Raw genomic sequence first — 23,252 nt, 5'->3', positions numbered from 1 at the left:
TTATTCCCAGTTGCCCAGGTCGGCGCTGTAGCCATCGCCGCCGGGCTGGCCGTCCTGGCCGTAGAAAATCAGGTCGAAGGCGCCGTGTTCGCCGGGGAAGCGATAACCGAAGGCGTGGCCGAACGGGTCTTTGAGGTCCGACGGTTTGGCATACGGGCCGGCCCAGCCGGTGCTGTTGGCGGGCTTGTCGACCAATTGCTGCAAGGTCTTGGGCGGCGAGCCGACGTCCAGGCCATAGCTTTCGATCTTCATGCTCAGGCTGGCCAGTTGGGCCTTGCCCGCGCCGTACTTGCCCTTATCGACGTTGCCGCCGACCTGGCGCACCACGATGGTCGCGACGATGCCCAGCAGCACGATCACCGCGAGCATTTCCAGCAAGGTAAAACCGCCCTGGCGGCGGGCGGGCTTGAATCGGGTATGACGCATGGGAGTGGGTCCTTGTGGGTTCATATATTGCTGGTCAGGCTCATCAGCGGCAGCATGATCGCGAGCATGATCACCGCCACCAGCACCGCCATGACCACGGTCAGCGACGGCACCAGCGCGGCCAGCAAGCGGTCGATGCCGCGCTTGGCTTCAACGTCGAACACGTCGGCGACCTTGAGCAACATGCCGTCCAGGTCGCCGGCCTGTTCGCCGACTTCAATCATTTGCAGGGCCAGGTCCGGCAGCAGCGGCTCGGTGCCGAACGCACTGGCCAGGGTGCCGCCACCCTTGACCGACTCGGCGGCCTGGGCCACCTGGGCCTGCAGGGCACGGTTGGTGCAAACCTGTCGCGCAATCACCAACGCGTGCAGCAGGGCCACGCCATTGCTGAGCAAGGTGCCCAGAGTGCGTGCCAGACGCGCCGCTTCGACCCGTTGCAGCAACGGGCCGATAACGCGCAGGCCAAGCACGCGGCGGTCAAATTGTTCACGGCGCCGAGGGTCTCGCAGGCGCGCGGCCAAGGCCCAGACCGTCACGATCAGCCCGGCCAGCACGGCCAATCCATAAGCGCCGAGAAATTTCCCAAGGCTCAGAATCACTTCGGTGATCAGCGGAATCGGCACGCCCAGGTCCTTGAAAATCGGCACGAATTGCGGCACCACGTAGGCCAGCAACAGCGCCAGCGAACCGAGCACGCCCACCACCAGAAACGCCGGATAGATCAGGGCGTTGATCACCTCGCCTCGCAGCAACTGGCTGCGTTCCAGGTAATCGCTGAGCTGGCGCAGGGTGTTTTCCAGGGCGCCGCCCGCTTCACCGGCGCGCACCATGCTCAGGTACAGCGGCGAGAACTGCCCACCCTCCTCTTCCAGGGCTTTCGATAACGGCTGGCCGGCCTTGACCTGTTCGCGGATGCGCTCGATCAGCGCGCGGGTCTGCGGTTGGCCGGGTTGTTTGAGCAGGATGCCGAGGGCGCGCTCCAGGGGTTGGCCGGCGCCGAGCAACGTGGCCAGTTGCTGGGTAAAGCTGACGAGGGCGGCGCCGTTGAGCTGGCCACGGCCCAGGGCTTTATGCAGGCCGCTCAGGCCGGCGGGGTCGACCTGCAACACCAGCAGGCCGCGCTTTTGCAACAGGGCCACGGCGGCGGGTTGATCCTTCGCATCGACGGTGCCGTTCTGCGGCGCACCCTGAGCATCGAGGGCGCGGTATTTGAACAGGCTCACGTGCCCTCCCCACGCGTCACACGCAGCACTTCTTCCAGCGAGGTCACGCCGGCCAGGGCCTGGCGCAAGCCTTCTTCATGCAGGGTGCGCAGACCGCTGCGACGCGCGGCCTGCTCCAGGGTGGCGGCGTCGGCCTGGCGCATCAGCAGGCTGCGCAGTTCGTCATTCATCACCAGCAATTCGGTGATCGCGCTGCGGCCGCGATAACCACCGGTGCCGGGGCGATAGAGCACAATCGGACGCTGGTCCGTCAGGCGGTCCAGGCCATGTTCTTCGACCAGTTCAGGCGGCGCTTCAAAGGCCACCCGCGTGGCCGGGTCAAGCCGGCGCACCAGGCGCTGAGCCAGAATGCCGTTGACCGTCGAGGCGATCAGGTAGCTCTCCACGCCCATGTCCAACAGGCGCGTGATACTCGCCGCCGCGCTGTTGGTGTGCAGGGTCGACAGCACCAGGTGCCCGGTCAATGAGGATTGGATGGCGATGCGGCAGGTCTCCAGGTCGCGGATCTCGCCGATCATGATCACGTCCGGGTCCTGACGCACGATGGAGCGCAGCGCCCCGGCAAAATCCAAGCCGATGGCGGGCTTGACCTGAATCTGGTTGATGCCTTCGAGCTGGTATTCCACCGGGTCTTCCACAGTGATGATCTTGCGCTCGGCGGTGTTGAGCCGCGACAGCGCGGTGTACAGCGTGGTGGTCTTGCCCGAGCCGGTCGGGCCGGTGACCAGCAGAATGCCGTGGGGCCGTTCCAGCACCTCGAGAAAAGTCTGCAGGCGCGCACCGTCAAAGCCCAGGCTCTGGAAATCGAAGCGCACGGTCTGCCGGTCGAGCAGGCGCATCACCACCGACTCGCCAAAACTGGTGGGCACCGTGGACACCCGCAGGTCCAGTTCCTTGCCTTGGATGCGCAGCATGATCCGCCCGTCCTGGGGCAGGCGGCGCTCGGCGATGTCCAGGCGCGCCATGATCTTGACCCGCGAAATCACCGCCGCCGAGGAACTGGACGGCGGTGCTTCGGCGTCGTGCAGCACGCCGTCGATGCGGTAGCGCACCTTGAGCTGGTTTTCGAACGGTTCGATATGAATGTCCGAGGCACGCTGCTCGACGGCGCGCTGCAGGATCAGGTTGACCAGGCGAATCACCGGCGCTTCGGAGGCCATGTCCTTGAGGTGCTCGATGTCTTCCAGCGCGCCGCCCTGTTCGTCGAGGTTTTCGATCAGGGTGCCCATGGCTGAGCGGCCCTGGCCGTAATAGCGCTCGATCAGAGTATCGACTTCGGTACGTGGCCCCACCGCCAGCCACACCGGCACGTCGCAGGCGTACGCCAGGGCCTGGAACGCATACCGCTGGGCCGGGTTGGCCGACAGCACCGTCAACCCGCCGTGGCTCCAGCCGACCGGCACTATCTGGTAATGACGCATGAAGCGTTCGGTCAATACCGGCAACGGATCGAGCAACGCCGGCGCGGCCTCGGCCGACAGCAGTGGCGCGCCGAGCAGATCCGCCCAGGCGCGGGCCAGTTCGACCTCGGAGACCAGCCCCAGGCGGGTCAGCAGGCCGAGCAGTTCGTCGTCGGCGGACTCCTGAGCCAGGCGACGGGCGCGCTCCAGATCGACGGTCTTCAACCCGGCGTGATGCATCAGCCACGCGCAAACCTGTTCGGTGTGCGGGATGGGCAATTGGCAGGCATCGATGGGCGTCGAAGGGCTGGGCATGGGTGACTGTCTGAGGGGCTATGTTCTAAGGGCTATGGAGAAACCGTGTCAGGAGTGGGCTCGCCCACTCCTGAAGGGGAGCGCGTTTGCCCGTCAGTTCGAGGCTTTGGGCGCGGTTTGGCTGCTGTTCAGCGGTCGCCCGCCCTTGGTGGTTTCGGCCTTCTGCTTTTTCGCGGCCTTGGCGTCGTGGGCCTGGGTCAACACGGTGGAATCGGCAGCGCCGGACTTGGCGTCGGCGTCGGTGGACTCAGCCGCCATGGCCGCGCCACTCAGCGCGACGCCCAGCACAAAACCGGCACCTAACAGGGAAACTTTCATAAACATTCTCCAGATAAAAACAGCAGGCCGCTCCAGTGGAGCCTTGAACGCGTTCAAGACCCTACACCAAAGCAGTGGGTAAAACAGCTTGTATAAAACATGGCACATTAGAACTACCGGACAAAGCCACTAGTTCGCCATGACGTAATGAATTTTCTTAAACCAATCGACTTGTAGGTTTAGTCTTAGTTCCGAAACGTAAGGAATTATTTCTAATTTCACGCAAAAATTAGCTTTTGTTTGACTTATAACCGCAAGAATTGCCTTAATTGTGCGGTTTTTGCGGTTCAAAATGCCATCGCGTGATATCGCTTAGACACTACTCACAACAATAACTCACACTTTTAATTAACTAATAAACCCGCGAATTTCGCCAAGTAGTTGCAATTAGCCATCGGTTAAAAATTGCGATCAAGGGCAACTATTGCCTAGAAAAAAGTGACGAGCGTGCCTGAATGACACAGGTCTCGTCGCGCCATGTTGAATGACCGTTGTCGGAGAGAGCCATGAGTAAACGCAAAATGATCGGTGCGCAGTCGGCGTTAGCCCTGCTGGCACTGGCGGTGTCCCAAGTGCATGCCGCCACCAGCCCGGCGCTGGACGAAGGACGGATGAGCCGCGCCGAAAAAGCCGCGGATAAAACCCTGGCGAAGATGACCATGGAAGAAAAGCTCGCCTACATCGGCGGCATCGGTGGCTGGGACGTCAAACCGCTGAGCCAATACGGCATCCCGCAGATCCACGGCGCCGACGGCGGCGTAGGCGTGCGCTACACCAGCGAAGGCAACGCCCAGGGCGTGGTGTACCCGTCCGGGCCTAACCTGGCCGCAAGCTGGAACCCGCGCCGCGCCATCGACCTGGGCCGCGCGCTGGGGTATGACACCGCCAGTGGCGGCTATCAGTTCGTCACCGGCCCCGGCGTGAACCTGTACCGCATGCCCTTCAGCGGCCGTGCATTCGAGTATCTATCCGGTGAAGACCCGTTCCTCGGCGCCAGCCTGGGCCCCGCTGTGATCAACGGCATCCAGTCCCGCGGCGTGTGGGCCAACGCCAAGCATTTCGCGGCCAACGACCAGGAAAGCAACCGCTTCCACCTCGACGAAATCATCAGCGAGCGCGTACTGCGCGAGATGACATTGCCGCCGTTCGAGTCCGCCTCCAAGAACAGCAAAGTCGCGATGATGATGTGCGCGTTCCAGAAGGTGAACGGTGAGTTTGCCTGCCAGAACAAACACCTGATGCGTGACATCCTGAAAACCGAATGGGGCTATCCGGGCTTCGTGCAGAGCGACTACAACGCGGTGGTCAACGGCCTGCCCGCGGCCCAGGCCGGCACTGACCTGGACATGATGGGTTACCAGATGAACAGCACGGTGCTCAAGCCGTATCTGGACAGCGGCGAGCTGAGCAGCGCGACCATCGACGACAAAGTGCGGCGCATCCTCAAGCAGATCTACCTGTACAAATTCGACAGCAAGGCGCCGTTGACCAGCCATAACATGAACAGCGCCACCAGCAACCGCGTGGCGCTCAATGCCGCGCGCGAAGGCATTGTGCTGCTGAAGAACCAGAACAACCTGCTGCCGCTGGATGCGAAGAAGGTCAAGCGCATTGCTGTGGTCGGCAGCCTCGCCAAGTACGCGCCACCCACTGGTTTCGGCAGCGCCAACGTGATGGCCGCCAACTACATCAGCGAGTTGAGCGGCCTGCAGCAACTGGCACCGGGCGCCAAGGTGGAGTTCATCGATGGGCTGTCCCTGGACCCGACCACCTCGACCTGGACCCATGTCGACAGCGACGGCAAGCCGGTCAAAGGTCTGAAGACCGAGTTCTTCAGCAACACCAACTGGTCCGGCGAGCCGGCCGCCAGCCGCACCGACCAGCACGTCGACCTGGACTGGTCCACCGACAGCCTGCCGGTCAATGGCGACACCGCCGCGACGTCGATTCGCTACAGCGGGCAGATCACCCCGACCGTCAGCGGCGAGCAGGTGTTCAAGGTGCGCGCCGACGGCGCGGTGCGCCTGTACGTCAACGGTCAGAAAATCCTCGACAATGGCGACGGTAAACCGCTGCCTAACAACAGCATTCCGCCGACCATTCCGGTGTTTGCCAAACTCAAGCTGGAAGCCGGCAAGCCGGTCGATATCAAGCTGGAATATTCGCGCCGCAACGGCTACCTCTCGACCATGGGCGGCCTGGTCGGCGTGCAGATGAGCTGGGCCTCGCTGGTCGCGCCACAGGAGCTGGCCAACTACGACGCGGTATTGGTGGCCGCCGGTAACAGCAACGAGTACGAAGGCGAAGGGTTCGACCATAGTTTCGATCTGCCCGAATACCAGAACCTGCTGATTCAAAACATCGCCAAGGTCAACCCGAACACTGTCGTCACCCTGCACGGCGGCACCGGCTTGAAGATGAGTGACTGGGTCGACCAGGTGCCGGCTGCGCTGCATGCGTTCTACCCTGGGCAGAACGGCGGCCAGGCGCTGGCGGAGATCCTGCTGGGCAAGGTCAACCCGTCGGCCAAGTTGCCGATCAGCATTGAGCGTAACATCGAAGACAACCCGATCTACGCGACCTTCCCCACATTCGACAACCAGGAGAAACTGGACCGGATGAGCTACAAGGACGACCTGTTCCTGGGCTATCGCGGCTATGAGAAAAAAGGCATCAAGCCGCTCTATCCGTTCGGCTATGGCTTGTCGTACACCACCTTCGGCTACAGCAATATCAGCGTCACGCCTGGGGTGGCGGTGGCCGGTGCGCCGATCAAAGTCTCGTTCGACCTGGCCAACACGGGCAAGGTCGGCGGTGCCGAAGTCGCGCAGTTGTATGTAGGCCAGAACAACCCGAAAGTCGAACGCGCGCTGAAGGAACTCAAAGGCTACAAAAAAGTGTTCCTCAAGCCGGGCGAGAGCAAGCGCGTCACCATCGAGCTCAATGACCGCTCGCTGGCCTACTACGACGTGGCGAGCAAGCACTGGGTGGTGGATGCCGACAGCTTCACCCTGTCGGTGGGCGCATCGTCCCAGGACATTCGCCTGAACGCCAAGCTGGTCAACCCGTTCCGCCAGGAACTGTCGACCGGCACCAGCAACCCGCTGCCGCGTTCGGCGCTGAACTCGACGTTGCGTGAATCGACGGTCAAGACCGGCGGCGTGCTGCATCAAAACCAGGGTGACAGCGGCACCAGCGACGGTGATGGCTACGACATGAGTGATGACAGCAGCCAGGGCAGCGCTGCGGGCAACTGATCCAGTGCGGCCGGGTGTGGGTGGGCCTGCGCCCTCCCACATGTGACCCGCGCTCGGTTCAGGTTCTGATGGCCGCTTCGACCCGCGCAAGGTAGGTATCGAAGCGCGCCACCAGGTCCACGCGCGCGGGAAACCGCAGCCATTGGATTTGCAGGCCATCCATCATGGCCAGGATTTCTTCCACCAGCCCAGGGATGTCTACATCGCTGCGCACCTCCCCCGCTGCCACCAGCTCGGCGAACTGGTTTTGCAACCGTGCGTGAATCCCCGCATACCGTTCCTGGAACCACGACCAGGCAGGCTGCGTATCGAGCAGGCTTTCGGCATTCAAGATCGTAAAGGCGCGCACCACGCCCGGCGCCGTGGCATTCGAACGATTGATCGCCCGCAGGCTGCCGAGCAGACCGCTCAGGGATTTTTCCGCGCGCACTTGATCGGCAATGCGCTGGTTGACCTCATCGCGGCGTTGCAACACGCCCATCAGCAGCGAAATCTTGCTGGGAAAGTGGTGCAGCAGACCCGCCACGGACAGCCCCGCAATCGCTGCCACCCGAGCCACGGACGCACCGCTGTAGCCTTCCAGGGAAAACACCTGCAAGGCCGCATCCAGCAGCGCTTCGCGGCGTTTTTCACCTTTGGGTGCGCGACGGGTCTTGGGGGCGGGCTCGGTCATGGGGGTATCCTGAGGGGCAGGCATGCACCCTATCCAAATTGCCCCTGGGCCGCAATTCGAAAAGGCGCTGGCGCATTGCGCACGAAGCCGGTGCGACGATTCGACTTGCCTTCGACAGCCATGGGTAGCTGTACAAGCTTAAAGGCTGACACATAACGCTGTGGTGAACGGGCTTGCTGTGATGAGCAAGCCCGCTTTTCCATGCCGATCTGCCTTTAGAAATCGACGGTGGCGGAAAGCAGGTAGGTGCGCGGCGTCGAGAGGGTCAGCCCCGGTTCGCTGTCGTCCGAGGCGCCCGCGGAGCTCCAGTAGCGTTTGTCGGCGACGTTCTCCACGTTGGCGCGCAGGGTGATGTGTTTGTCATCCACCTTGAATGCGTAGCGCGCGCCGACATCGATGCGGTTCCAGGCGTCGATTTCCTTGACGTTGGACTGGTCCAGGTATTGCGAGCTGGAATGGATGCCGCGGCTGGTCAGGGTCAGGCCTTCGAGGGTTGGCACATCCCACTCGGCACCGAGGTTGACGTTGTACTTGGGCGTGGCCGGCGCACGGTTGCCGTCGAAAGTGCCGTTGGTGGTGTTTTTCAGTTCGCTGTCGATGTACATCACGCCGCCCAGCAGGCGCACGCCCTTGAGCGGTTCGCCGAACACACTCAGCTCCACACCGTCGTTCTGGCGCTTGCCGTTGGGGCCGAATACGCGGGTGGTGGCGTTGGTCTCGTAGGCCGGCTGCTTGATGCGAAATACGGCGGCGGTCACCGCGAAGGCACCGGCGTCGTACTTGGCGCCCACTTCCACCTGGCGGCTGATGAACGGCGCGAAGATCTGGTCTTCGTTGACCGAGGTGGACGGCGCGATCTTGCCCTGGCTCAGGCCTTCCATGTAGTTGGCGTACAGCGACAGTTTGTCGGTGGCCTTGAACAGCAGGCCGCCCGAAGGCGAGATTTTTTCTTCGTCGTAAGCGGTGTCGCCTTTGACGCCGTCGCTCCAGTCGTCGACCTTCACCCGCTGCCAGCGCGCACCCAGGGTGAGCAGCAGGCGATCGTCGAAAAAGCCCAGGGTGTCGGACAACGCCAGGCCGCTGAACGTGTTCTCGGTGTAGACCTTGGCGTCCTGGCGCGTAGGCGTTGAAGGCGTCGGCGTTTGCACCGGGTCGTACAGGTTGCTCGGCGCGGCCGCATAGCGCGCGCCGCCGTTGGTGAAGTCCATATAGAAATAGCTGGCCGCCAGGTTGACCTCATGGGTCACCGGCCCGGTGTGGAACCAGTTGCGCACGCCCGCTGTGGCGGTGCGTACGTTTTCATCGCGGGTGAAGTCGCGCGGCTGCACACTGAACGCGCCGGCCGCATTGCTGACGGATACCGCATGGCGCAGGAAATCGTGATTGCTTTTGCGCGCGCCGACACCCCCGTAGAGCATCACGTTATCGCTGAGGTCGAACTCGCCGTTGACCGTGCCGAACGTGTCGTTGGTGCGTGCCTTGCTCCAGGATTGCGCATAGTTGCGGCTTACATCGCTGGCGCGGGGCACCGGGGCGGCGGCGGCGACTTGCACGCGCTCCTGGGGCGCATCGGTGTCGCGCTCGGTGTGGCCGATATCGGTGGAAAGGCGCAGGCGCTCGCCGCGAAAATCCAGGCCCAGTACCGCCATCTCGCGGTCGACGCTCTGGTGGTCCCATTCGGTATCGCCGGACTGTTTCACGCCGTTGAAACGCAGGCCGAACTGATTGTCCTCGCCGAAGCGCCGGCCCACATCCACCGCGCCGCCGGCCTGGCTGTCGGAAGCCCAGGTGCCGGTGAGCGAGGTGATGTCCTTGTCGGTGGCACGCTTGGGCACCACGTTGATGCCACCGCCGACGCTGCCTCGCGGCGAGATGCCGTTGATCAACTGGCTCGGGCCTTTGAGGATATCGACGCGGTCGGCCATTTCCATGTCGATGCTATAGGTGGGCAGCACGCCGTACAGGCCGTTGTAGGCCACATCGCTGTTGAACAGGCTGAACCCCCGGATGGTGAATTGCTCGTAGCGTCCACCGGCCGGGTTGGTGGCGCGCACCGAAGGGTCGCTGGCGATCAGGTCGCCGAGGGTGCGCGCCTGCTGGTTTTTCACCGCTTCCTGAGTGTAGGTGGTGATGCTGAACGGGGTCTCCATGAAGTCCCGCGTGCCCAGCAGCCCCTGGGAGCCACGTCGCGCCACCTGGCCGCCGGAATAGCTGTCGCCGTCGTACAGGCCGGTGGTGCCGAGAATCGAGGTGGGCGCCAGTTCCAGGCTGCTGCCGTCCGGCTGGGGCACCAGCATGTAGGCCTGCTCGCCCATGGGTTGCAGTTGCAGGCCGGAGCCTTGCAGCAGGCGCGCGAAGCCCTCCTCCACGCCATACTCGCCGGACAGGCCGGCGCTGCTGCGCCCGCTGACGAGCGCCGGGTCCACCGACAGGTTGACGCCCGCCAGCCCTGCAAACCGGGTCAATGCCGCGCTCAGGCTGCCGGCCGGCACCTGATAGCTGCGGCGCGCGGCGCTGTCTTCGGCATAGCTGACGGGGACGAACAACGGGCTGGTACTCAGGCTCACCAGCAGGCTCAGTTTCAGCAAAGGGCGCAAGCGCAGGGGTCGGAAAACGGGCATTGGAGAAGCTCTCGATTTTGTTCACTTGCCTGGAATGACAGGCGAGGTGAAAAAAAGGGACAGCTTCGACCAACCTTTTCCAAAACAACAGGGGCAGCGACAGTCCCGCCCCTGCTCGGCTCACCACACCGCGATATGCGCATCCGCCCTCGGTTCGGTACCGCCGCAGAGTACGCCACTGACAGGGTCGCGCAGGATGATTTGGCCGCGCCCATAGTCAGTGAGGTCACTGGCGATCTGCACCTGGTGGCCGCGCCGCGACAGGGCGTTGGCCAACTCGCGGGAGGCCCCGTGTTCGATGCCGACTTTCAGGTCGCCCAGCCATTGCCAGCGCGGCGCGTCCAGGGCCGCCTGGGGGTTGAGGCCGAAGTCCACCAGGTTCATCACCATTTGCACGTGGCCCTGGGGCTGCATGTAGCCACCCATCACGCCGAACGGCCCGAGGGCGTGACCGTTTTGAGTGAGAAACCCAGGGATGATGGTGTGAAAGGTTTTCTTGCCAGGGGCCAGGCAGTTCGCGTGGGCCGGGTCGAGGCTGAATTCCTGGCCACGGTTCTGCAGGGCGATACCGCTGTCGGGCAGCACAACGCCCGAGCCGAAGCCGTGGTAGTTGCTCTGGATAAACGAGACCATATTGCCTTCGGCGTCGGCGGTCGCCAGGTACACGGTGCCGCTGGCGTGCGGGTCGCCGGGTTTGGGCGGTTGCGCCTGTTCGCCGATCTGCCCGCGACGCCGGGTGCTGTAGCTGTCGCTGAGCAGGTCGTCCACCGCCATACGCATGTGCAGTGGATCGGTGATGTAGTGCAGGCCGTCGCTGTAGGCCAGCTTCATGGCTTCGAGCTGGCGATGCCAGGTCTGTGCGCTGTCGCGGTGATCGAAGTGGAAGCCTTCAAGGATTTTCAGCGCCATCAGGGCGACCAGGCCCTGGCCGCTGGGTGGAATTTCCCAGACGTCGACGCCGCGATAGTTGATGTGGATGGGGGCCACCCACTGTGCACGGTAATCTTCCAGATCACTGGCGCGCAGGTAACCGCCAGTGGCACGGGAATGCGCGTCCAGGCGCTCGGCGAGTGCGCCGCGATACAGACTTTCACAGCGCGTGGCGGCCAGCTCCTCCAGCGTGCGGGCCTGGGCCGGATTGCGGAACATCTCCCCGGCCTTGGGCGCGCGCCCATCGATGAGGAAGGTGTCGAACCAGGCATCGAGCACCGGGTCGCGATGGGGGCTGAATTCGTTCACAGCCAGTTGCCATTGATGGGCGACCACCGGCGACAGCGGGAAACCGTCCCGTGCCAGGCGGATGGCTGGTTGCAGCAGCGCGTCGAAGGGCAGCTTGCCGAAGCGTTGCGACAGCTGCGCCCAGGCCGAGGGGCAGCCGGGCACTGTTACCGGCGTCCAACCGTACAGCGGCATACGCTCGTGGCCTGCGCCCTTGACCGCCTCGATGCTCAACGCGGCCGGCGCGTGACCGTTGCCATTCAGGCCGTGCAGCTGGCCCTTGCACCAGACCAGCGCAAACGCATCGCCGCCCAGGCCGCAGCCGGTGGGCTCCACCACGGTAAGCGCCGCCGCCGTGGCGATGGCCGCATCAATGGCATTGCCGCCCTGTTGCATGACTTCGATACCGGCCTGGGCGGCCAGGGGCTGGGACGCGGCGACCATGCCGCGCCGGGCGAACACGCTTTGGCGTTGCGACGCATAGGGATATTCGTGGGCAGAGAAGTTCAACATGGCAAAAGCTCTTGAATAAGAGGGATTGGCGTGCGCTCAGAGCACGCGACTGAGAAAGGCTCGGGTACGCGGGTGGCTGGGATGACTGAAGATCTGTTCCGGCGGCCCTTGCTCGATGAGCTCGCCCTGGTCGAGCACCACCACGCGGTCGGCCACTTCACGGGCAAAGCCCATTTCGTGGGTGACCACCACCATGGTCATGCCCTCCTCGGCCAGTTCTTTCATCACCTGCAGCACTTCGCCGACGGTTTCCGGGTCGAGGGCGCTGGTGGGTTCGTCGAACAGCATCGCCTGGGGTTTCATCGCCAGCGCACGGGCGATCGCCACCCGTTGCTGCTGGCCGCCGGAGAGCATCGACGGGTAATGGTTGGCCTTGTCCGCCAGGCCGACGCGCGCGAGCAAACCGCGCGCCTGTTCCAACGCCTCGGCACGCGGGGTACCCAGCACCTGGATCGGCGCCTCGATGATGTTTTCCAGCGCGGTCATATGGGGGAACAGGTTGAAGCGCTGGAATACCATGCCGATGTCACGACGCTGGCGGGCGATGTTGCGCTCCGAATCGCGCACCAGGCTGCCGTCGCTGCGCTCGCGGTAACCCATGGCGCGGCCGTTGACGCGGATGCGCCCGCCCTGGATGTCCTCCAGCAGATTAATGCAGCGGATAAAGGTGGTCTTGCCGGAACCGGAGGCGCCGATCAGCACCACCACTTCGCCGCGCCGCACTTGCAGGGAGATGCCCTTGAGGATCTGCAACGCGCCGAACGATTTGTGGATGTCCAGCGCTTCGATGATCAACTCTTCACTTTGATGCGCCATGGTTAACGTCCCCTCAGCAGTTTCAGGGTGCTGCGACCGAACATGCGGCCGGCGGCCGGCGGGGGCGCCGATGGCCGGTCGGACTGGCTGAAGCGGACTTCAAGCCAGCGCTGAAAAAAGCCCCACAGCGTGGTCAGCGTCAGGAAGTACAACGCGACCACCAGGTACAGCTCAAATACGCGAAAGGTCGCCGAGGTGATCATCTGGGTGCTGAGCAGCAGTTCCTGCACACCGATCACGCTGACCAGGGTGGTGTTCTTGAGCATCACGTTGAACTCGTTGCCCAGCGGCGGCACGATCACGCGAAACGCCTGGGGCAGCACGATGCGCCGCATCAACTTGGCGAAACCCATGCCCAGGGAACGTCCGGCTTCGTACTGACCTTTGTCGACCGCGCCGATGCCGGCGCGAATGATCTCGGCCATATACGCGCCTTCGTTCAGGCCCAGGGCAATGATCGCCGCCTGGATATTGCCGGGCACTACCAGGCCGAACAGCTCGATGTCCTCAAAACGGAAAATCCCGCCGGCCGCCAGCGCGGTGTAGAGAAACACGATCTGCACCAGCAACGGCGTGCCGCGCATCAGCCACACGTAAAAGCGCACCGGCAGGTGCAGCAGCGGGTTTTTCGACAGGCGCAGCAGCGCCGCCGCCAGGCCAAGCACACAGCCCAGCAGCATCGCCAGCACACTGATCAGGCAAGTCAGCCAGAGCCCGGTGAGGTACACCCCGCTGGGCTGTAACAGGTACTGCCAGAACACATCCCAATTGAAGTTCATCGCGCCGGACCTCAGTCGAGTGTGTCGCTGCTGACATGCCATTTATTCAGCAACTGCGCATAGCTGCCATCGCTGCGCATGTCGCTGATCACCTGCTGCACGGCCGCCGTCAGTTGCGGGTCATCCTTGCGCATGCCCAGGCCCGTGAGGATGCGACTGAACGCGGGCACGCCCTCCTGGAACAGGTCCGGCGCCATCGCTGCGTAATAACCGGCGGTTTCCACGGTGGTGCCGTAAGCGTCGACCTGGCTGATGCGCAGGGCCTGGAAGGCATCGGTGTCGGTGTTGTAGACCACCAGTTTCATCGGCGGCTTGCCGGCCTTGGCCAGGCTGTCGTTCTGCGTGTCCAGCAGGGTCTTGATGGTGGAGCCGTTAAGCACCGCGACCTTGTGGCCGGACAGCTCATCCAGGGTCTTGATGCCCTTGGGGTTGCCCTTGGGCACCACCACCGACTGGCTGGAGTACATGTAGTTGACGATGTCGATCACTTGCCGCCGCTCGGGTTTGTCGAACAGCTGGTCGACGATCATGTCGCATTGCTGGGCGAGTAACGCCGGCACCAGCCCGGAGAACGGAATCACCTTCCATTGCACCTGCTTGTCGCCCAGGCGCTTGGCGATTTCCAGGCCCAGGTCGACGGTGAGGCCACGCGGTTTCTGGGATTCATCGAAGGACACCAGCGGCGGGGAATCCATCCCCGAGCAATAAGTGAGTTTATCGACGTTGCGCAAGCGCTCCGGCACTTGGGGCGCGGCGACGGCCCATTGCGTGCACAGACCGAGGGAGACAGCCACCAGCAAGGCGCGGTGTTTATGCATGACCAGACACTCCAGTTCGTTGAAAAACGGGGCAGGACTCAACGTCAAAACACAATGGATCTTATTGTTCTGTTTGCAGGAATTGGATCAGCGCCGGCACAGTGCCTTCGATGTGCTCACGCACCACCGCCTCAGCGCGGGCCGCATCGCCGGCACGGATCGCTTCCAGGATCACTGAGTGCTCCTGGCGCGCGCTGAGGGGCTTTTCACCGTGCTGCAGCCACAACCGCATTGGCGCTTCGACCAGGGAATACAACGCCGAAATCTGCTTCATCAACCGCGGCCGGCCGCTGAGGCTGCACAAGTACTCGTGGAAGGCGCGATGTCGGATGACCCACTCGGCGCTTTCATCGCGGTAGTCATCCATTTCATCCAGCAGACGCTCCAGCGCCGCCAATTGACGCTCGCCGATGCGCCCGACCGCCACACGCACCGCGAGGCCTTCGAGGGCACTGCGCATTTCGAAAACCTCGTGCAACTCGTCAATGTCCAGGCCACTGACGATCGCACCGCGGTTGGGACGCAAGGTCACCAGGCCTTGAGCATCCAGACGGCGAAACGCCTCGCGCACCGGCATGCGGCTCATGCCGATCTCGCTGGCAATGTCCTCGGCAATCAACCGATCACCTTTGCGATAGCGTCCGCCGCAGATCGCATCGAGCAGGAAGTTATAGGCCTCCTCCTCGGCAGTCAGCGGCTGACGATCACTGTAAACGGGAGCAAATTGCATTGGCAGCACCTTTTGACTTTTTGTATCCAATTATCCACGAATACAAACAGAGCAGAATGTGTGCCAGGTGCGATGGGCACTGCTTAAGTGTTTGATTTGGCACGCAGTATGGAAATGCCATCGTCATGGCCGGATTGATTGAAGATCGAATGTGCTACCAAATGGCTCAGCAGAGGCGCCATCTGTGTGCAGGAAAGTGCCGGGTAGCCCAATGTGTTGACCAGGTGATCCAGCGGTTCAACGTTCTTGCTGTGCACCAGAATGTGGAGAAATTGCTCCAGGTTTGGGCGGTGCGATTCGTCGTTCGGACAGGAACTCTTCACAGGTAACCGCCCTGCTCGACTCCCGCTCAAGATTGATGGCGAGGTCTGGGCCTGCCCGGCGAAAGCCATGGGCGATCTGTTTAAAGTTCCCGGCGCTGGTGCCGCTGCGCTTGGCCACCGACTCCACCGAAAGGTGTGTCGAGGGACCGGATGAGTTCGAGTAGCGTCATGTTAGTCTCCGAAAGAAGCTAAGATTACATTTTGCTAATTTAGATAGAAATAGCATTTTATAATTTACTGTTTGCTAACGCAGGGACACTATCGCCTATGGATATCAAAACTCTTCGGGTCGACGCGCTGCGGCGCGTCATCGGCCCACTCAGTCAGAAAGACTTCGCCGACCAGCACGATCTGGACGCTTCGTATTTGTCACAGATCCTCAATGGGCATCGCTCCCTAGGCGAGAAGGCAGCGCTCAACCTCGAGCAGAAAATCGGGCTCACGCCTGGTGTGCTGGTCAACCCGAATGGGCACGGGCCGGCGTTGATCGAGGGTGAGTACAGTCGTCAGGATGTGGTGCGAGAGGCGGCGTCTGCTTACCAGGCCCTTCAGGACAAGGCCACGCCGCGGGCAGTTGCGGTTATCGAGAAACTCGCCAGGGCTGCGGCGAAGGGAAGACTCAAGGAGTCGGACTTGGTTCTGCTTGAGGGCATAGCCGCCCTGCTTGAGAAGGCCAACGCTGAAAAGCCTTGAGCCGGATGCAGAAAGCCCGGCACTTGGCCGGGCTTCAAGGTAATCATCGTTTCAAACGGCGTTGAGTCGCTCAACCATGTCAGGGAAGCGCTGAACCAACTTAATCAGCAGCGCCGCCTGGGCATTTGGCTTTGACTTCGATTGCTCCCAGTTCTTCAGCGTGTCAGGGCTAGTCCTGATTTGCCGGGCGAAAACCGGCTGCGACATGTGAAGGTTCTCACGGATGGAAACGATCTCAGCAGCCGTCACCTCTGGAGGCGCAAGAGCCTCAACTTCGTACTGTCGAAGTGTGATCTTCCCTTGCCGGTGCTCGCCCATCTCGTTTACGCCTTGCATCAGCTCAGCAAACAGATCGCGCTTCTTTTTCATTTGCCGCTGATCATTGCTGGGCTGAGCCAGGCGGCGTGGGGATATGAAGATATTGATAACCTGGCAGGGTCAACAGTCTTGACCTCTGGCGGACTTGAGAGAGTCACCTGCCCCATTGGCGGTGATTACGACTGCATGACTTGGCCTCAAGACCTGTACAAGCTGAGGCTGCAGAACATTTGCTTCACTGCCAGGATCATGATGTGCAGCTACTCCTGTGAAGGCTTTATTGCACAGAAGGCCAACATTCAAACGCTATATATAGTCGGTAGCACCAGCCTAGACAGCTCAGCGATTAGCCTCTACAAGTGCCCGAGCATGTACTGAGCACATAGCAGGCGCTTGCCACACCATGACAAAAAGACCAGAATAAAGACCTATCTAGGAGTCTTATCTATGCAAAATATTCTGGCTGATGTGGCCGTCAGCGTATCTGAACTCAAGAAGAACCCCTCCTCCGTCTTGAGCGGCGCCAACGGCATGCCTGTGGCTGTGCTGAACCACAACCGCGTTATGGGCTACATGGTTCCAGCAAACGTCTACGAGGCGATGGTTGAGCGCCTGGACGAACTGGAGCTGGTCCAACTGGTCAAGGCTCGGCTCGATGCTAAAGAAACACCTGTTCGGGTATCTCTGGACGATCTGATTGGCGAGGCAGAGGCAGATATCGCCAATGGCCGCTGAGTACGAGGTTGAGTGGGATCCGAAGGCACTGAAGGAGTTGCGTAAACTCGACGGAACAATACGCCTCCAGTTTCTGAAAAAGCTCCAGGAGCGGCAGTCCGGCCCGCGAGTGCCAGGCGATGCGCTTCATGGCATGAAGGACTGCTACAAGATCAAATTGCGCGGCGCCGGCTACCGACTTGTGTACCGCGTTGAGGACGAGCGAATTGTCATCCTGGTGCTGGCTGTCGGCAAACGCGAGCGAAGCTCTGTGTATCAGCAGGCGGGGAAGCGGTAGGCAGAGACAAGAAACCCGGCGCGAGGCCGGGCCGAGCTCTATACAGCGAAAAAGCCTATTACTTGAGAAGCTGCTGATTTGCGTACGAAGAAATGGCTAACTGAGCTACAGATATCGGCAGAGCCTTGGCTTTGACCTTCGTTGTCAGGTACGCCTCAAACTTGCCAGCGCCTATGTATACCTCACGGAACCACCTCCGAAACTCCCCCAGGGCGGACTCTGGATAGCAGTTTGACTCTTGAGGGTTCGACAGGGCTTGCGGGAAATAATCTGGGTAGTTGTGTTCGTATTTGATTCGTGGGCTGTAAACGTTTTCTAACTCAGCGGTCTTCCAATGCTTTGCCCAATGTATTCCCACGCTACCGTCAGGAACAAAGGTGCTATCAATATGAATTCCGCTCTGCCCAAGATGGACGACCATATCAGCGATTTCTTTGAACACCCCAAAGTAACCCGCTGGTACCGCGTTGTAGACCAGAGACATCCTATCGTGGAACTGCTTCCACTGAGTGGGAACGTGGTTCTCTGGATCGTATCCGACCTGCGTGTAAATGAAGTCTCGAAGAGCTTTACCAGCAAGAAGCCTGAAGTTCATCAGTGCTTCGTCTTTACGATTTATTCCTGCTTCAAATGCGTAATATTCTAAGATCGCCAAGCAGACGCCATCTGGGTACGCATGTGACATCGTGCCTTTGTCAACAACCGTTGTGTAAGGCTCCTCATAGGTCAGCCCATGTGTTTGAAGCAGCGAGTGAATTTTGGTAATTGCCGGCCTATTCGATGCCCAGTCGTTTGCAATATCCAAGATCGACGTGTGCTGAATGCCACATAATCGGGCCAGACCGCGCGCAGTTAGAAAAGGCGTACCATCCGAAAGTACGCCCATACCAATGCCATCGATCTCAATCTGAGCATCAATTGCTAAAGGCATCTGTGATTTAGGGCTGGTGGGCAAATTAGCCATTTTTCTCATATCCATCTGATTTAAAACGGTTTTATGTGGTGTGCATGTGCGCTTGATATAGCGTCCAAGCGTTTCCTGCTTGCCGATGCTAAGTACTCGCTAGTCGAACGAACCTTCCCGCTTTCAACCTATCCGCACAACCTGCTACAACATTCCGTCACGCCATGCCCGCTCCCGCTAAGACATCTCGCCGGTCATTATCAAAGTCAGAAACTGCTCAGCATCAATGATGAAGGCCCCGGCCTCCTGGGCTTTCGCAACCTTAGTAGGTCCAGCGTTATCGCCATAGCAGAGAAAGGTCAGCGTTTTACCAGGTGTACTCATCACTTTGAATCCTGAATCTAATGCTTTTTGCTCAAGCTCGGCTCGGTATACCGCCGCAAAGCCCGTGAAAAGAATTTGGTTAATACCGCCAAGCGTTGCCTTTGGCGATGGATGCTGGGAAGTAGCAGCCCACACAGCTTTGGCCGAGGGTCGTGTTTTTTGCAGCAGCTCTGGAGCAGGTGGTGCGGCGTCATTCAGCAACAGCTCCGAACCAAAGTAGACTTCAACTATGCGGTCTTTCCTGAAGGTTTTAGGGAATGAGTCAGCAGCAGATCTCCCCTGAATGTAGAGCGAGTTCTCTGACCACTGGATCAGCTCGCGATGACTCAAATCACCCTTTGCATCCCTGTAACTGAACTTGATGGTTGTCACCAGACTCGCTCCCTTGTGCTGGTCGAATGACCAGATTCGTTGCGCTTTCTACTCAGCCTTCCCACGCAAAATTCTTCCAGCATTGACCTCATCCGCATGGCCCGCCAGCCTGTCCTCGACATCCTGGTAGCTCGCTGCAATCCTCTGCAAATCCTTGGCTTCATCTTCCTGACCAGCCTCAGATAGCCGCACAACTGCCCGCACCAGATCGATGCCCAACCACTTACATAGGGCCGCAGCCTCTTTCAGGTCGCGGCGCAATTGGGATGGGTTCGCGAGGTGCATGCCAGCTTTCTACAAGGCAACACTGAATCCGGGCTTAGATCAGTGACAATGCCGTGTACCCGCCTTCTTATCGTTGTGACACCCCTGCTTGTCGGTACGACCGCCGTGAGCGATTGCAGATACAGAGGTGACAGCAAGAACTGTCGCGAGTACGAGGGTGATAATTTTCATAGTTCACTTCCTGTGATTGTTATTTTGTGTCTTGTCAATCTGAGAGGTCGTATGTCCTACGCTCCTCCGGCGCGGCTGATTACCCAAGCGCGACTGGTGTGCAAAATTTAGCACCATTACTTCGCCACTACGAGCCACCCAAGGCGGGTTTTATTTCGGCATGTAAATTAGCAAACCGAAATCAGAAAAAATAATTTGCTAATTTATTTAGCCATTGCTAATTTATAGCCACTCCTTTGCCACCTCATGGCGAAACAAGAGCACCTCAATTTTTTAAGAAAGCCAACAACGCGGCGGGCCCTTGCTCGCCCTGGAGAAAGTGAATGTCACTTAAGCCCATCACACCGTTTCAGCTATTCAAAGTGATGATTTCCATACTGTTCTACATCATCGCCTCTGGCGCCTGGCTGCTTTTTGCCGCCCGCGACCTGATCAGCAGCTCCTCGGATTTCGACGTGACAACGGCTTTCTTCGGTACCGCAGTCTGGCTCATTGCGAGTGCTTGCTTATTCCTCCTCATCACCACGCCGAAATCAGGCGATTAACCCATTCATTCAGCTCCCAATATTTTGAGAGTTCGCCAGGAGATCATCATGAGCATCAACCAATACGATTCCCGCACCGCTGACAAGTTTGTGGTGCGACTGCCTGACGGCCTACGGGCTGACATTGAAGCGGCTGCGAACGCCGCGGACCGCAGCATGAACAGCGTATTCGTCCAAGCCGTGCTCCAGTATCTGGACGGACAGAATCGCCAAGCCTTGCTGCTGAAGGCGCTGGCAAGTGCCGTCGCTCCACTCCCACCTGCTGTGAGTTCGGATCTATGAACCGCCGCAACGGACAATTGGGCGATCGCCTGATCGAGCTGTTCAACGCCCTGCTGCGTCGGGAAACCACCTTCGGCCAGATCTACGCCATTTCAGCATCGTGCGGGATCGACGCGCGCCGGGTGCTGGCAGACCACTTTCACGGTGGTGAACTCGATGGTTAAGACAGTACTGCGGGTGCGCCTCGATGTCGTGGCGCTCTACATGAACACCGAGACCTCTTCACCTGGTACCGGACACCGGAACAGGTATCGCTTGTTCAAGACAGAAAACTACGGACGCGACAAATCCGGCTGGATTCAGGTGGGCTCGATGGCTGGCCAGGAGTTGTTGGCAGTGGACGACGAAAAGGCCCTGCTAAAGGCGTGTGAAAAGCTATTCGCCAGCAAGAAGCCCCACCGATACGGCCTCCATGGCGCGATACGTGGCAAACCCGGCATATGGGAGGGCGAGGCTTTTCCCGTCAGGAAGTCAGTGCAAACAACGTCCTCTATCGAACAGTGATGACTCCATGGCCAAGTCAACTGCATTACCCACCAAAGAGACCGCGCCGCGCTTCCTGAGAGCGTCAACTGCCCCCGCGTACCTGGGCATGTGCCGGGAAGAATTTAACAAGACCGTTCGACCTAACGTCCGCGAATTCCCCATTGGGAAACAGGGCGTTGGCTTCGACCGGCTCGAGTTGGATCAGTGGGCAGATTCCTGGGCTGAGTCCATGGCAATTGAAAAGCAGGCCAATGAGGACAACAATCTGCCCCGCAGTGGGCGCCAAGGAGCAAAACAATGGCGCGAAAAACAATGTCGGGCCTCTACCAGAGGAGCGGGATTTGGCACATCGACAAAGTCGTCCGAGGTAGCCGACTTCAGGAAAGCACTGGAGCAAGCGAAAGGGAAGAAGCCGAGCAGTACCTGATTCATCGGCTGGAAAAGCTACGACAGGAAAAGATATACGGCGTGCGCCAGGTGCGAACTTGGCGTGAGGCTGCTACCCGATTCCTGGTTGAGTTCAAAGACCACGCATCGATCGGCCTTTCCGCATCCCACATCGAACAGCTTGACCCGTATATCGGTGATCTGCCGATCACACACATCGATGACGGGACCTTGGCCCCATTCATCCGTGACAGGCAGCGGCCAGGCAAGACGGACAAAGGGAAGGTCAATCCAGGCGTATCGAACAGGACGGTCACTATAGCGCTGCAACGTGTTGTTAGGATCTTGAACCTGTGCCACCGCAAGTGGCGCGATGCTGAAAAACGGCCGTGGCTGGAAAGCGTGCCGATGATATCGATGCTTGAGGAAAAGAGGTCGGCCAGGAAGCCCTACCCGATGTCGTGGGAAGAGCAGGCGATTCTGTTTCCAGAACTGCCAGATCATCTGTTGAGGATGGCCCTCTACAAGGTGAACACGGGGTGCCGGGAGCAGGAAGTGTGCAAGTTGCGATGGGAATGGGAGATACGGGTGCCTGATCTGAACACCAGCGTGTTTCTGATACCTGCCGGATTCGGCGGACGAAGTGATAAAGCTGGGGTGAAGAACGGCGATGAACGCCTGGTGACTCTGAACAGGGTGGCGATGAACATCATCGACAAGCAGCGCGGCCTGCACAAAGACTTGGTGTTCCCCTACGGACAGCCAGATCAATATGGGGCCACTACCATGGACAGAATGAATGACTCGGCGTGGAGAAAGGCCAGGAAGCGTTCGGCGGACAAATGGGAACAAACCAACCAGTCGCCGGCGCATCCAGGGTTCAGGGCTTTCCGCGTTCACGACTTGAAGCACACCTTTGGCAGAAGGCTACGTGCAGCTGGCGTGACAGAGGAAGATCGGAAGGCATTGTTGGGACATAAGAACGGCAGCATCACAAGCCACTATTCTACCCCGGAGCTGCAGCATCTGATTGAGGCTGCTAACAAAGTGTCGGCAACCGACTCTCGCGGGCCAGCGCTGACCATCTTAAGGAGGAAATCGGGATGATCCCCCGCAAAGTCCCTACGCATGAAAAAGCCCAACTCGCTAAAGTTGGGCTAAGTCATTGAATAATATGGTCGGGACGGAGTGATTCGAACACTCGACCCCTAGCACCCCATGCTAGTGCGCTACCGGACTGCGCTACGCCCCGACTAGGCGTGTTACTGGGTTTGCTTCGCAAGGAAGCGATCAGGAATATACCGCAAGCTTTTGAAATGTGGAAGTATTTTAAAAGCCGGATTTATTTCTTCAAAACTACCAGCACATCTTCGAGCTCGGAGATCATCTGGCGGATCAATTGCTTGTACTGAGTGGTGTCGTCTTTGGCTTCATCACCCGACATGCGCTGGCGCGCACCGCTGATAGTGAATCCCTGGTCGTACAGCAATGCACGGATCTGTCGGATCATCAGCACATCCTGGCGCTGATAATACCGACGGTTCCCGGTGCGTTTGACGGGGTTGAGTTGAGGAAACTCCTGCTCCCAATAGCGCAGCACGTGCGGTTTGACCGCACATAACTCGCTGACTTCACCGATGGTGAAGTAGCGCTTGCCTGGGATGACGGGTAGCTCGTCGTTATGACTTGGTTCCAGCATAAGCCTCAACTCGGGCCTTCAACTTCTGCCCTGGACGAAAGGTGACCACACGGCGAGCCGTGATCGGGATTTCTTCTCCCGTTTTTGGATTGCGGCCAGGCCGCTGGCGTTTGTCCCGCAGGTCAAAATTGCCGAAACCGGACAATTTGACCTGTTCGTTGTCTTCCAGAGCGTGACGGATCTCTTCAAAAAACAGCTCGACCAATTCCTTGGCCTCGCGCTTGTTAAGACCCAGCTCTTCGTACAGACGTTCCGCCATCTCAGCTTTCGTCAAAGCCCCCATA

General features: G+C 60.0%; 27 protein-coding genes and 1 tRNA gene. 9 read left to right on the top strand and 19 right to left on the bottom strand.

Annotated elements, in window-relative coordinates; genetic code table 11:
* The 4 genes from gspG to G7025_RS22500 all read right to left on the bottom strand — a co-directional run bounded on the left by gspG (position 1) and on the right by G7025_RS22500 (position 3,682).
* Positions 1-426, bottom strand: a complete 426-nt coding sequence (gene gspG / locus G7025_RS22515; RefSeq protein WP_181081274.1) for a type II secretion system major pseudopilin GspG — start codon at positions 424-426, stop codon at positions 1-3.
* 20 nt (positions 427-446) lie between these two features.
* A complete protein-coding gene (gene gspF, locus G7025_RS22510; protein ID WP_181081273.1) occupies positions 447-1,649 on the bottom strand; it encodes a type II secretion system inner membrane protein GspF in 1,203 nt (400 codons plus the stop codon).
* Positions 1,646-3,364 carry a type II secretion system ATPase GspE gene (gene gspE / locus G7025_RS22505; RefSeq protein WP_181081272.1) on the bottom strand — a complete coding sequence of 573 codons (1,719 nt, stop codon included), beginning with the start codon at positions 3,362-3,364 and terminating at the stop codon, positions 1,646-1,648. The genes gspF and gspE overlap by 4 nt, the downstream gene beginning before the upstream one ends.
* A 93-nt stretch (positions 3,365-3,457) precedes the next feature.
* Positions 3,458-3,682 carry a hypothetical protein gene (locus G7025_RS22500; protein ID WP_181081271.1) on the bottom strand — a complete coding sequence of 75 codons (225 nt, stop codon included), beginning with the start codon at positions 3,680-3,682 and terminating at the stop codon, positions 3,458-3,460.
* 506 nt (positions 3,683-4,188) lie between these two features.
* Between G7025_RS22500 and G7025_RS22495 the strand changes: the two genes are divergently transcribed.
* Positions 4,189-6,939, top strand: coding sequence for a beta-glucosidase (locus G7025_RS22495; RefSeq protein ID WP_181081270.1), 2,751 nt, complete (start codon positions 4,189-4,191; stop codon positions 6,937-6,939).
* A gap of 58 nt (positions 6,940-6,997) precedes the next feature.
* On the opposite strand, the gene G7025_RS22490 is transcribed toward G7025_RS22495, so the two are convergent.
* The 7 genes from G7025_RS22490 to G7025_RS22460 all read right to left on the bottom strand — a co-directional run bounded on the left by G7025_RS22490 (position 6,998) and on the right by G7025_RS22460 (position 15,107).
* Complete coding sequence (locus G7025_RS22490; protein ID WP_181081269.1) at positions 6,998-7,612, bottom strand: TetR/AcrR family transcriptional regulator; 615 nt, start codon at positions 7,610-7,612, stop codon at positions 6,998-7,000.
* A 215-nt stretch (positions 7,613-7,827) separates the two neighbouring features.
* On the bottom strand, positions 7,828-10,233 hold the full coding sequence (locus tag G7025_RS22485; protein WP_181081268.1) for a TonB-dependent receptor: 2,406 nt from the start codon (positions 10,231-10,233) through the stop codon (positions 7,828-7,830).
* A 120-nt stretch (positions 10,234-10,353) separates the two neighbouring features.
* Positions 10,354-11,964 carry a gamma-glutamyltransferase family protein gene (locus G7025_RS22480; RefSeq protein WP_181081267.1) on the bottom strand — a complete coding sequence of 537 codons (1,611 nt, stop codon included), beginning with the start codon at positions 11,962-11,964 and terminating at the stop codon, positions 10,354-10,356.
* Between the two features lie 36 nt (positions 11,965-12,000).
* Positions 12,001-12,780: an amino acid ABC transporter ATP-binding protein gene (locus tag G7025_RS22475; protein WP_181081266.1), complete on the bottom strand. Its 780-nt coding sequence runs from the start codon at positions 12,778-12,780 to the stop codon at positions 12,001-12,003.
* Between the two features lie 2 nt (positions 12,781-12,782).
* Positions 12,783-13,559: an amino acid ABC transporter permease gene (locus G7025_RS22470; protein ID WP_181081265.1), complete on the bottom strand. Its 777-nt coding sequence runs from the start codon at positions 13,557-13,559 to the stop codon at positions 12,783-12,785.
* An 11-nt stretch (positions 13,560-13,570) separates the two neighbouring features.
* Complete coding sequence (locus tag G7025_RS22465) at positions 13,571-14,377, bottom strand: ABC transporter substrate-binding protein (RefSeq protein WP_181081264.1); 807 nt, start codon at positions 14,375-14,377, stop codon at positions 13,571-13,573.
* Positions 14,378-14,438: 61 nt separating this feature from the next.
* A complete protein-coding gene (locus G7025_RS22460; RefSeq protein WP_181081263.1) occupies positions 14,439-15,107 on the bottom strand; it encodes a GntR family transcriptional regulator in 669 nt (222 codons plus the stop codon).
* Between the two features lie 590 nt (positions 15,108-15,697).
* Between G7025_RS22460 and G7025_RS22455 the strand changes: the two genes are divergently transcribed.
* The gene (locus G7025_RS22455) at positions 15,698-16,123 is read left to right on the top strand and encodes a hypothetical protein (protein WP_181081262.1); all 426 of its coding nucleotides are present in this window, start codon (positions 15,698-15,700) and stop codon (positions 16,121-16,123) included.
* Between the two features lie 51 nt (positions 16,124-16,174).
* Here the strand turns inward: G7025_RS22455 and G7025_RS22450 are convergent, their stop codons facing one another.
* The gene (locus G7025_RS22450; protein WP_034099046.1) at positions 16,175-16,492 is read right to left on the bottom strand and encodes a helix-turn-helix domain-containing protein; all 318 of its coding nucleotides are present in this window, start codon (positions 16,490-16,492) and stop codon (positions 16,175-16,177) included.
* A gap of 396 nt (positions 16,493-16,888) precedes the next feature.
* Here G7025_RS22450 and G7025_RS22445 point away from each other — a divergent pair, with 396 nt between their 5' ends.
* Positions 16,889-17,176 (top strand): type II toxin-antitoxin system Phd/YefM family antitoxin, encoded by a 288-nt coding sequence (locus tag G7025_RS22445; RefSeq protein WP_181081261.1) that lies wholly within the window; start codon positions 16,889-16,891, stop codon positions 17,174-17,176.
* Complete coding sequence (locus G7025_RS22440) at positions 17,166-17,453, top strand: type II toxin-antitoxin system RelE family toxin (protein ID WP_181081260.1); 288 nt, start codon at positions 17,166-17,168, stop codon at positions 17,451-17,453. The genes G7025_RS22445 and G7025_RS22440 overlap by 11 nt, the downstream gene beginning before the upstream one ends.
* 58 nt (positions 17,454-17,511) lie before the next feature.
* On the opposite strand, the gene G7025_RS22435 is transcribed toward G7025_RS22440, so the two are convergent.
* The 4 genes from G7025_RS22435 to G7025_RS22420 form a co-directional block, all read right to left on the bottom strand.
* On the bottom strand, positions 17,512-18,417 hold the full coding sequence (locus G7025_RS22435; RefSeq protein ID WP_219855411.1) for a hypothetical protein: 906 nt from the start codon (positions 18,415-18,417) through the stop codon (positions 17,512-17,514).
* Positions 18,418-18,594: 177 nt separating this feature from the next.
* Entirely contained in the window at positions 18,595-19,113 is a 519-nt protein-coding gene (locus G7025_RS22430; protein ID WP_181081259.1) for a BRCT domain-containing protein, read from the bottom strand.
* 48 nt (positions 19,114-19,161) lie between these two features.
* Positions 19,162-19,398 carry a hypothetical protein gene (locus G7025_RS22425; RefSeq protein WP_181081258.1) on the bottom strand — a complete coding sequence of 79 codons (237 nt, stop codon included), beginning with the start codon at positions 19,396-19,398 and terminating at the stop codon, positions 19,162-19,164.
* A gap of 39 nt (positions 19,399-19,437) precedes the next feature.
* Entirely contained in the window at positions 19,438-19,569 is a 132-nt protein-coding gene (locus G7025_RS22420; protein ID WP_156338103.1) for a YHYH domain-containing protein, read from the bottom strand.
* Positions 19,570-19,892: 323 nt separating this feature from the next.
* Between G7025_RS22420 and G7025_RS22415 the strand changes: the two genes are divergently transcribed.
* The 5 genes from G7025_RS22415 to G7025_RS22395 all read left to right on the top strand — a co-directional run bounded on the left by G7025_RS22415 (position 19,893) and on the right by G7025_RS22395 (position 22,376).
* Positions 19,893-20,114 (top strand): hypothetical protein, encoded by a 222-nt coding sequence (locus tag G7025_RS22415; protein WP_181081257.1) that lies wholly within the window; start codon positions 19,893-19,895, stop codon positions 20,112-20,114.
* A 48-nt stretch (positions 20,115-20,162) separates the two neighbouring features.
* The gene (locus G7025_RS22410; protein WP_181081256.1) at positions 20,163-20,396 is read left to right on the top strand and encodes an Arc family DNA-binding protein; all 234 of its coding nucleotides are present in this window, start codon (positions 20,163-20,165) and stop codon (positions 20,394-20,396) included.
* Entirely contained in the window at positions 20,393-20,560 is a 168-nt protein-coding gene (locus G7025_RS22405) for a hypothetical protein (protein ID WP_181081255.1), read from the top strand. The genes G7025_RS22410 and G7025_RS22405 overlap by 4 nt, the downstream gene beginning before the upstream one ends.
* Positions 20,553-20,900, top strand: coding sequence for a hypothetical protein (locus G7025_RS22400; protein WP_181081254.1), 348 nt, complete (start codon positions 20,553-20,555; stop codon positions 20,898-20,900). Before G7025_RS22405 ends, G7025_RS22400 begins: the two co-directional genes overlap by 8 nt.
* A 279-nt stretch (positions 20,901-21,179) precedes the next feature.
* The gene (locus tag G7025_RS22395; protein WP_181081253.1) at positions 21,180-22,376 is read left to right on the top strand and encodes a tyrosine-type recombinase/integrase; all 1,197 of its coding nucleotides are present in this window, start codon (positions 21,180-21,182) and stop codon (positions 22,374-22,376) included.
* A gap of 68 nt (positions 22,377-22,444) precedes the next feature.
* Here the strand turns inward: G7025_RS22395 and G7025_RS22390 are convergent.
* The 3 genes from G7025_RS22390 to ihfA all read right to left on the bottom strand — a co-directional run bounded on the left by G7025_RS22390 (position 22,445) and on the right by ihfA (position 23,251).
* Positions 22,445-22,521: transfer RNA gene (locus tag G7025_RS22390), tRNA-Pro, on the bottom strand.
* A gap of 90 nt (positions 22,522-22,611) precedes the next feature.
* On the bottom strand, positions 22,612-22,968 hold the full coding sequence (locus G7025_RS22385; RefSeq protein ID WP_003174972.1) for a MerR family transcriptional regulator: 357 nt from the start codon (positions 22,966-22,968) through the stop codon (positions 22,612-22,614).
* Positions 22,949-23,251: an integration host factor subunit alpha gene (gene ihfA, locus G7025_RS22380; protein ID WP_002553164.1), complete on the bottom strand. Its 303-nt coding sequence runs from the start codon at positions 23,249-23,251 to the stop codon at positions 22,949-22,951. Before ihfA ends, G7025_RS22385 begins: the two co-directional genes overlap by 20 nt.
* Between the last annotated feature and the right edge of the window lies 1 nt (position 23,252).

It is taken from the genome of Pseudomonas lurida, from assembly GCF_013522705.1.
Lineage (GTDB): Bacteria > Pseudomonadota > Gammaproteobacteria > Pseudomonadales > Pseudomonadaceae > Aquipseudomonas > Aquipseudomonas quebecensis.
The sequence above is the reverse complement of the archived record's forward strand: the minus strand, read 5'-3'. Positions and strand labels throughout refer to the sequence as shown.

What these genes read in the sequence shown, in the direction of transcription:
- G7025_RS22395 (WP_181081253.1), top strand. Translation starts at nt 21,180, where the DNA reads ATGGCGCGAAAAACAATGTCGGGCCTCTACCAGAGGAGCGGGATTTGG.
- G7025_RS22385 (WP_003174972.1), bottom strand. Translation starts at nt 22,968, where the DNA reads ATGCTGGAACCAAGTCATAACGACGAGCTACCCGTCATCCCAGGCAAG.
- G7025_RS22475 (WP_181081266.1), bottom strand. Translation starts at nt 12,780, where the DNA reads ATGGCGCATCAAAGTGAAGAGTTGATCATCGAAGCGCTGGACATCCAC.
- G7025_RS22415 (WP_181081257.1), top strand. Translation starts at nt 19,893, where the DNA reads ATGTCACTTAAGCCCATCACACCGTTTCAGCTATTCAAAGTGATGATT.
- G7025_RS22420 (WP_156338103.1), bottom strand. Translation starts at nt 19,569, where the DNA reads ATGAAAATTATCACCCTCGTACTCGCGACAGTTCTTGCTGTCACCTCT.
- gspE (WP_181081272.1), bottom strand. Translation starts at nt 3,364, where the DNA reads ATGCCCAGCCCTTCGACGCCCATCGATGCCTGCCAATTGCCCATCCCG.
- G7025_RS22480 (WP_181081267.1), bottom strand. Translation starts at nt 11,964, where the DNA reads ATGTTGAACTTCTCTGCCCACGAATATCCCTATGCGTCGCAACGCCAA.
- ihfA (WP_002553164.1), bottom strand. Translation starts at nt 23,251, where the DNA reads ATGGGGGCTTTGACGAAAGCTGAGATGGCGGAACGTCTGTACGAAGAG.
- G7025_RS22400 (WP_181081254.1), top strand. Translation starts at nt 20,553, where the DNA reads ATGGTTAAGACAGTACTGCGGGTGCGCCTCGATGTCGTGGCGCTCTAC.
- gspG (WP_181081274.1), bottom strand. Translation starts at nt 426, where the DNA reads ATGCGTCATACCCGATTCAAGCCCGCCCGCCGCCAGGGCGGTTTTACC.
- G7025_RS22445 (WP_181081261.1), top strand. Translation starts at nt 16,889, where the DNA reads ATGCAAAATATTCTGGCTGATGTGGCCGTCAGCGTATCTGAACTCAAG.
- G7025_RS22405 (WP_181081255.1), top strand. Translation starts at nt 20,393, where the DNA reads ATGAACCGCCGCAACGGACAATTGGGCGATCGCCTGATCGAGCTGTTC.
- G7025_RS22455 (WP_181081262.1), top strand. Translation starts at nt 15,698, where the DNA reads ATGGATATCAAAACTCTTCGGGTCGACGCGCTGCGGCGCGTCATCGGC.
- G7025_RS22410 (WP_181081256.1), top strand. Translation starts at nt 20,163, where the DNA reads ATGAGCATCAACCAATACGATTCCCGCACCGCTGACAAGTTTGTGGTG.
- G7025_RS22440 (WP_181081260.1), top strand. Translation starts at nt 17,166, where the DNA reads ATGGCCGCTGAGTACGAGGTTGAGTGGGATCCGAAGGCACTGAAGGAG.
- G7025_RS22495 (WP_181081270.1), top strand. Translation starts at nt 4,189, where the DNA reads ATGAGTAAACGCAAAATGATCGGTGCGCAGTCGGCGTTAGCCCTGCTG.
- G7025_RS22470 (WP_181081265.1), bottom strand. Translation starts at nt 13,559, where the DNA reads ATGAACTTCAATTGGGATGTGTTCTGGCAGTACCTGTTACAGCCCAGC.
- G7025_RS22500 (WP_181081271.1), bottom strand. Translation starts at nt 3,682, where the DNA reads ATGAAAGTTTCCCTGTTAGGTGCCGGTTTTGTGCTGGGCGTCGCGCTG.
- G7025_RS22465 (WP_181081264.1), bottom strand. Translation starts at nt 14,377, where the DNA reads ATGCATAAACACCGCGCCTTGCTGGTGGCTGTCTCCCTCGGTCTGTGC.
- G7025_RS22450 (WP_034099046.1), bottom strand. Translation starts at nt 16,492, where the DNA reads ATGAAAAAGAAGCGCGATCTGTTTGCTGAGCTGATGCAAGGCGTAAAC.
- G7025_RS22435 (WP_219855411.1), bottom strand. Translation starts at nt 18,417, where the DNA reads ATGGCTAATTTGCCCACCAGCCCTAAATCACAGATGCCTTTAGCAATT.
- G7025_RS22460 (WP_181081263.1), bottom strand. Translation starts at nt 15,107, where the DNA reads ATGCAATTTGCTCCCGTTTACAGTGATCGTCAGCCGCTGACTGCCGAG.
- G7025_RS22485 (WP_181081268.1), bottom strand. Translation starts at nt 10,233, where the DNA reads ATGCCCGTTTTCCGACCCCTGCGCTTGCGCCCTTTGCTGAAACTGAGC.
- G7025_RS22425 (WP_181081258.1), bottom strand. Translation starts at nt 19,398, where the DNA reads ATGCACCTCGCGAACCCATCCCAATTGCGCCGCGACCTGAAAGAGGCT.
- G7025_RS22490 (WP_181081269.1), bottom strand. Translation starts at nt 7,612, where the DNA reads ATGACCGAGCCCGCCCCCAAGACCCGTCGCGCACCCAAAGGTGAAAAA.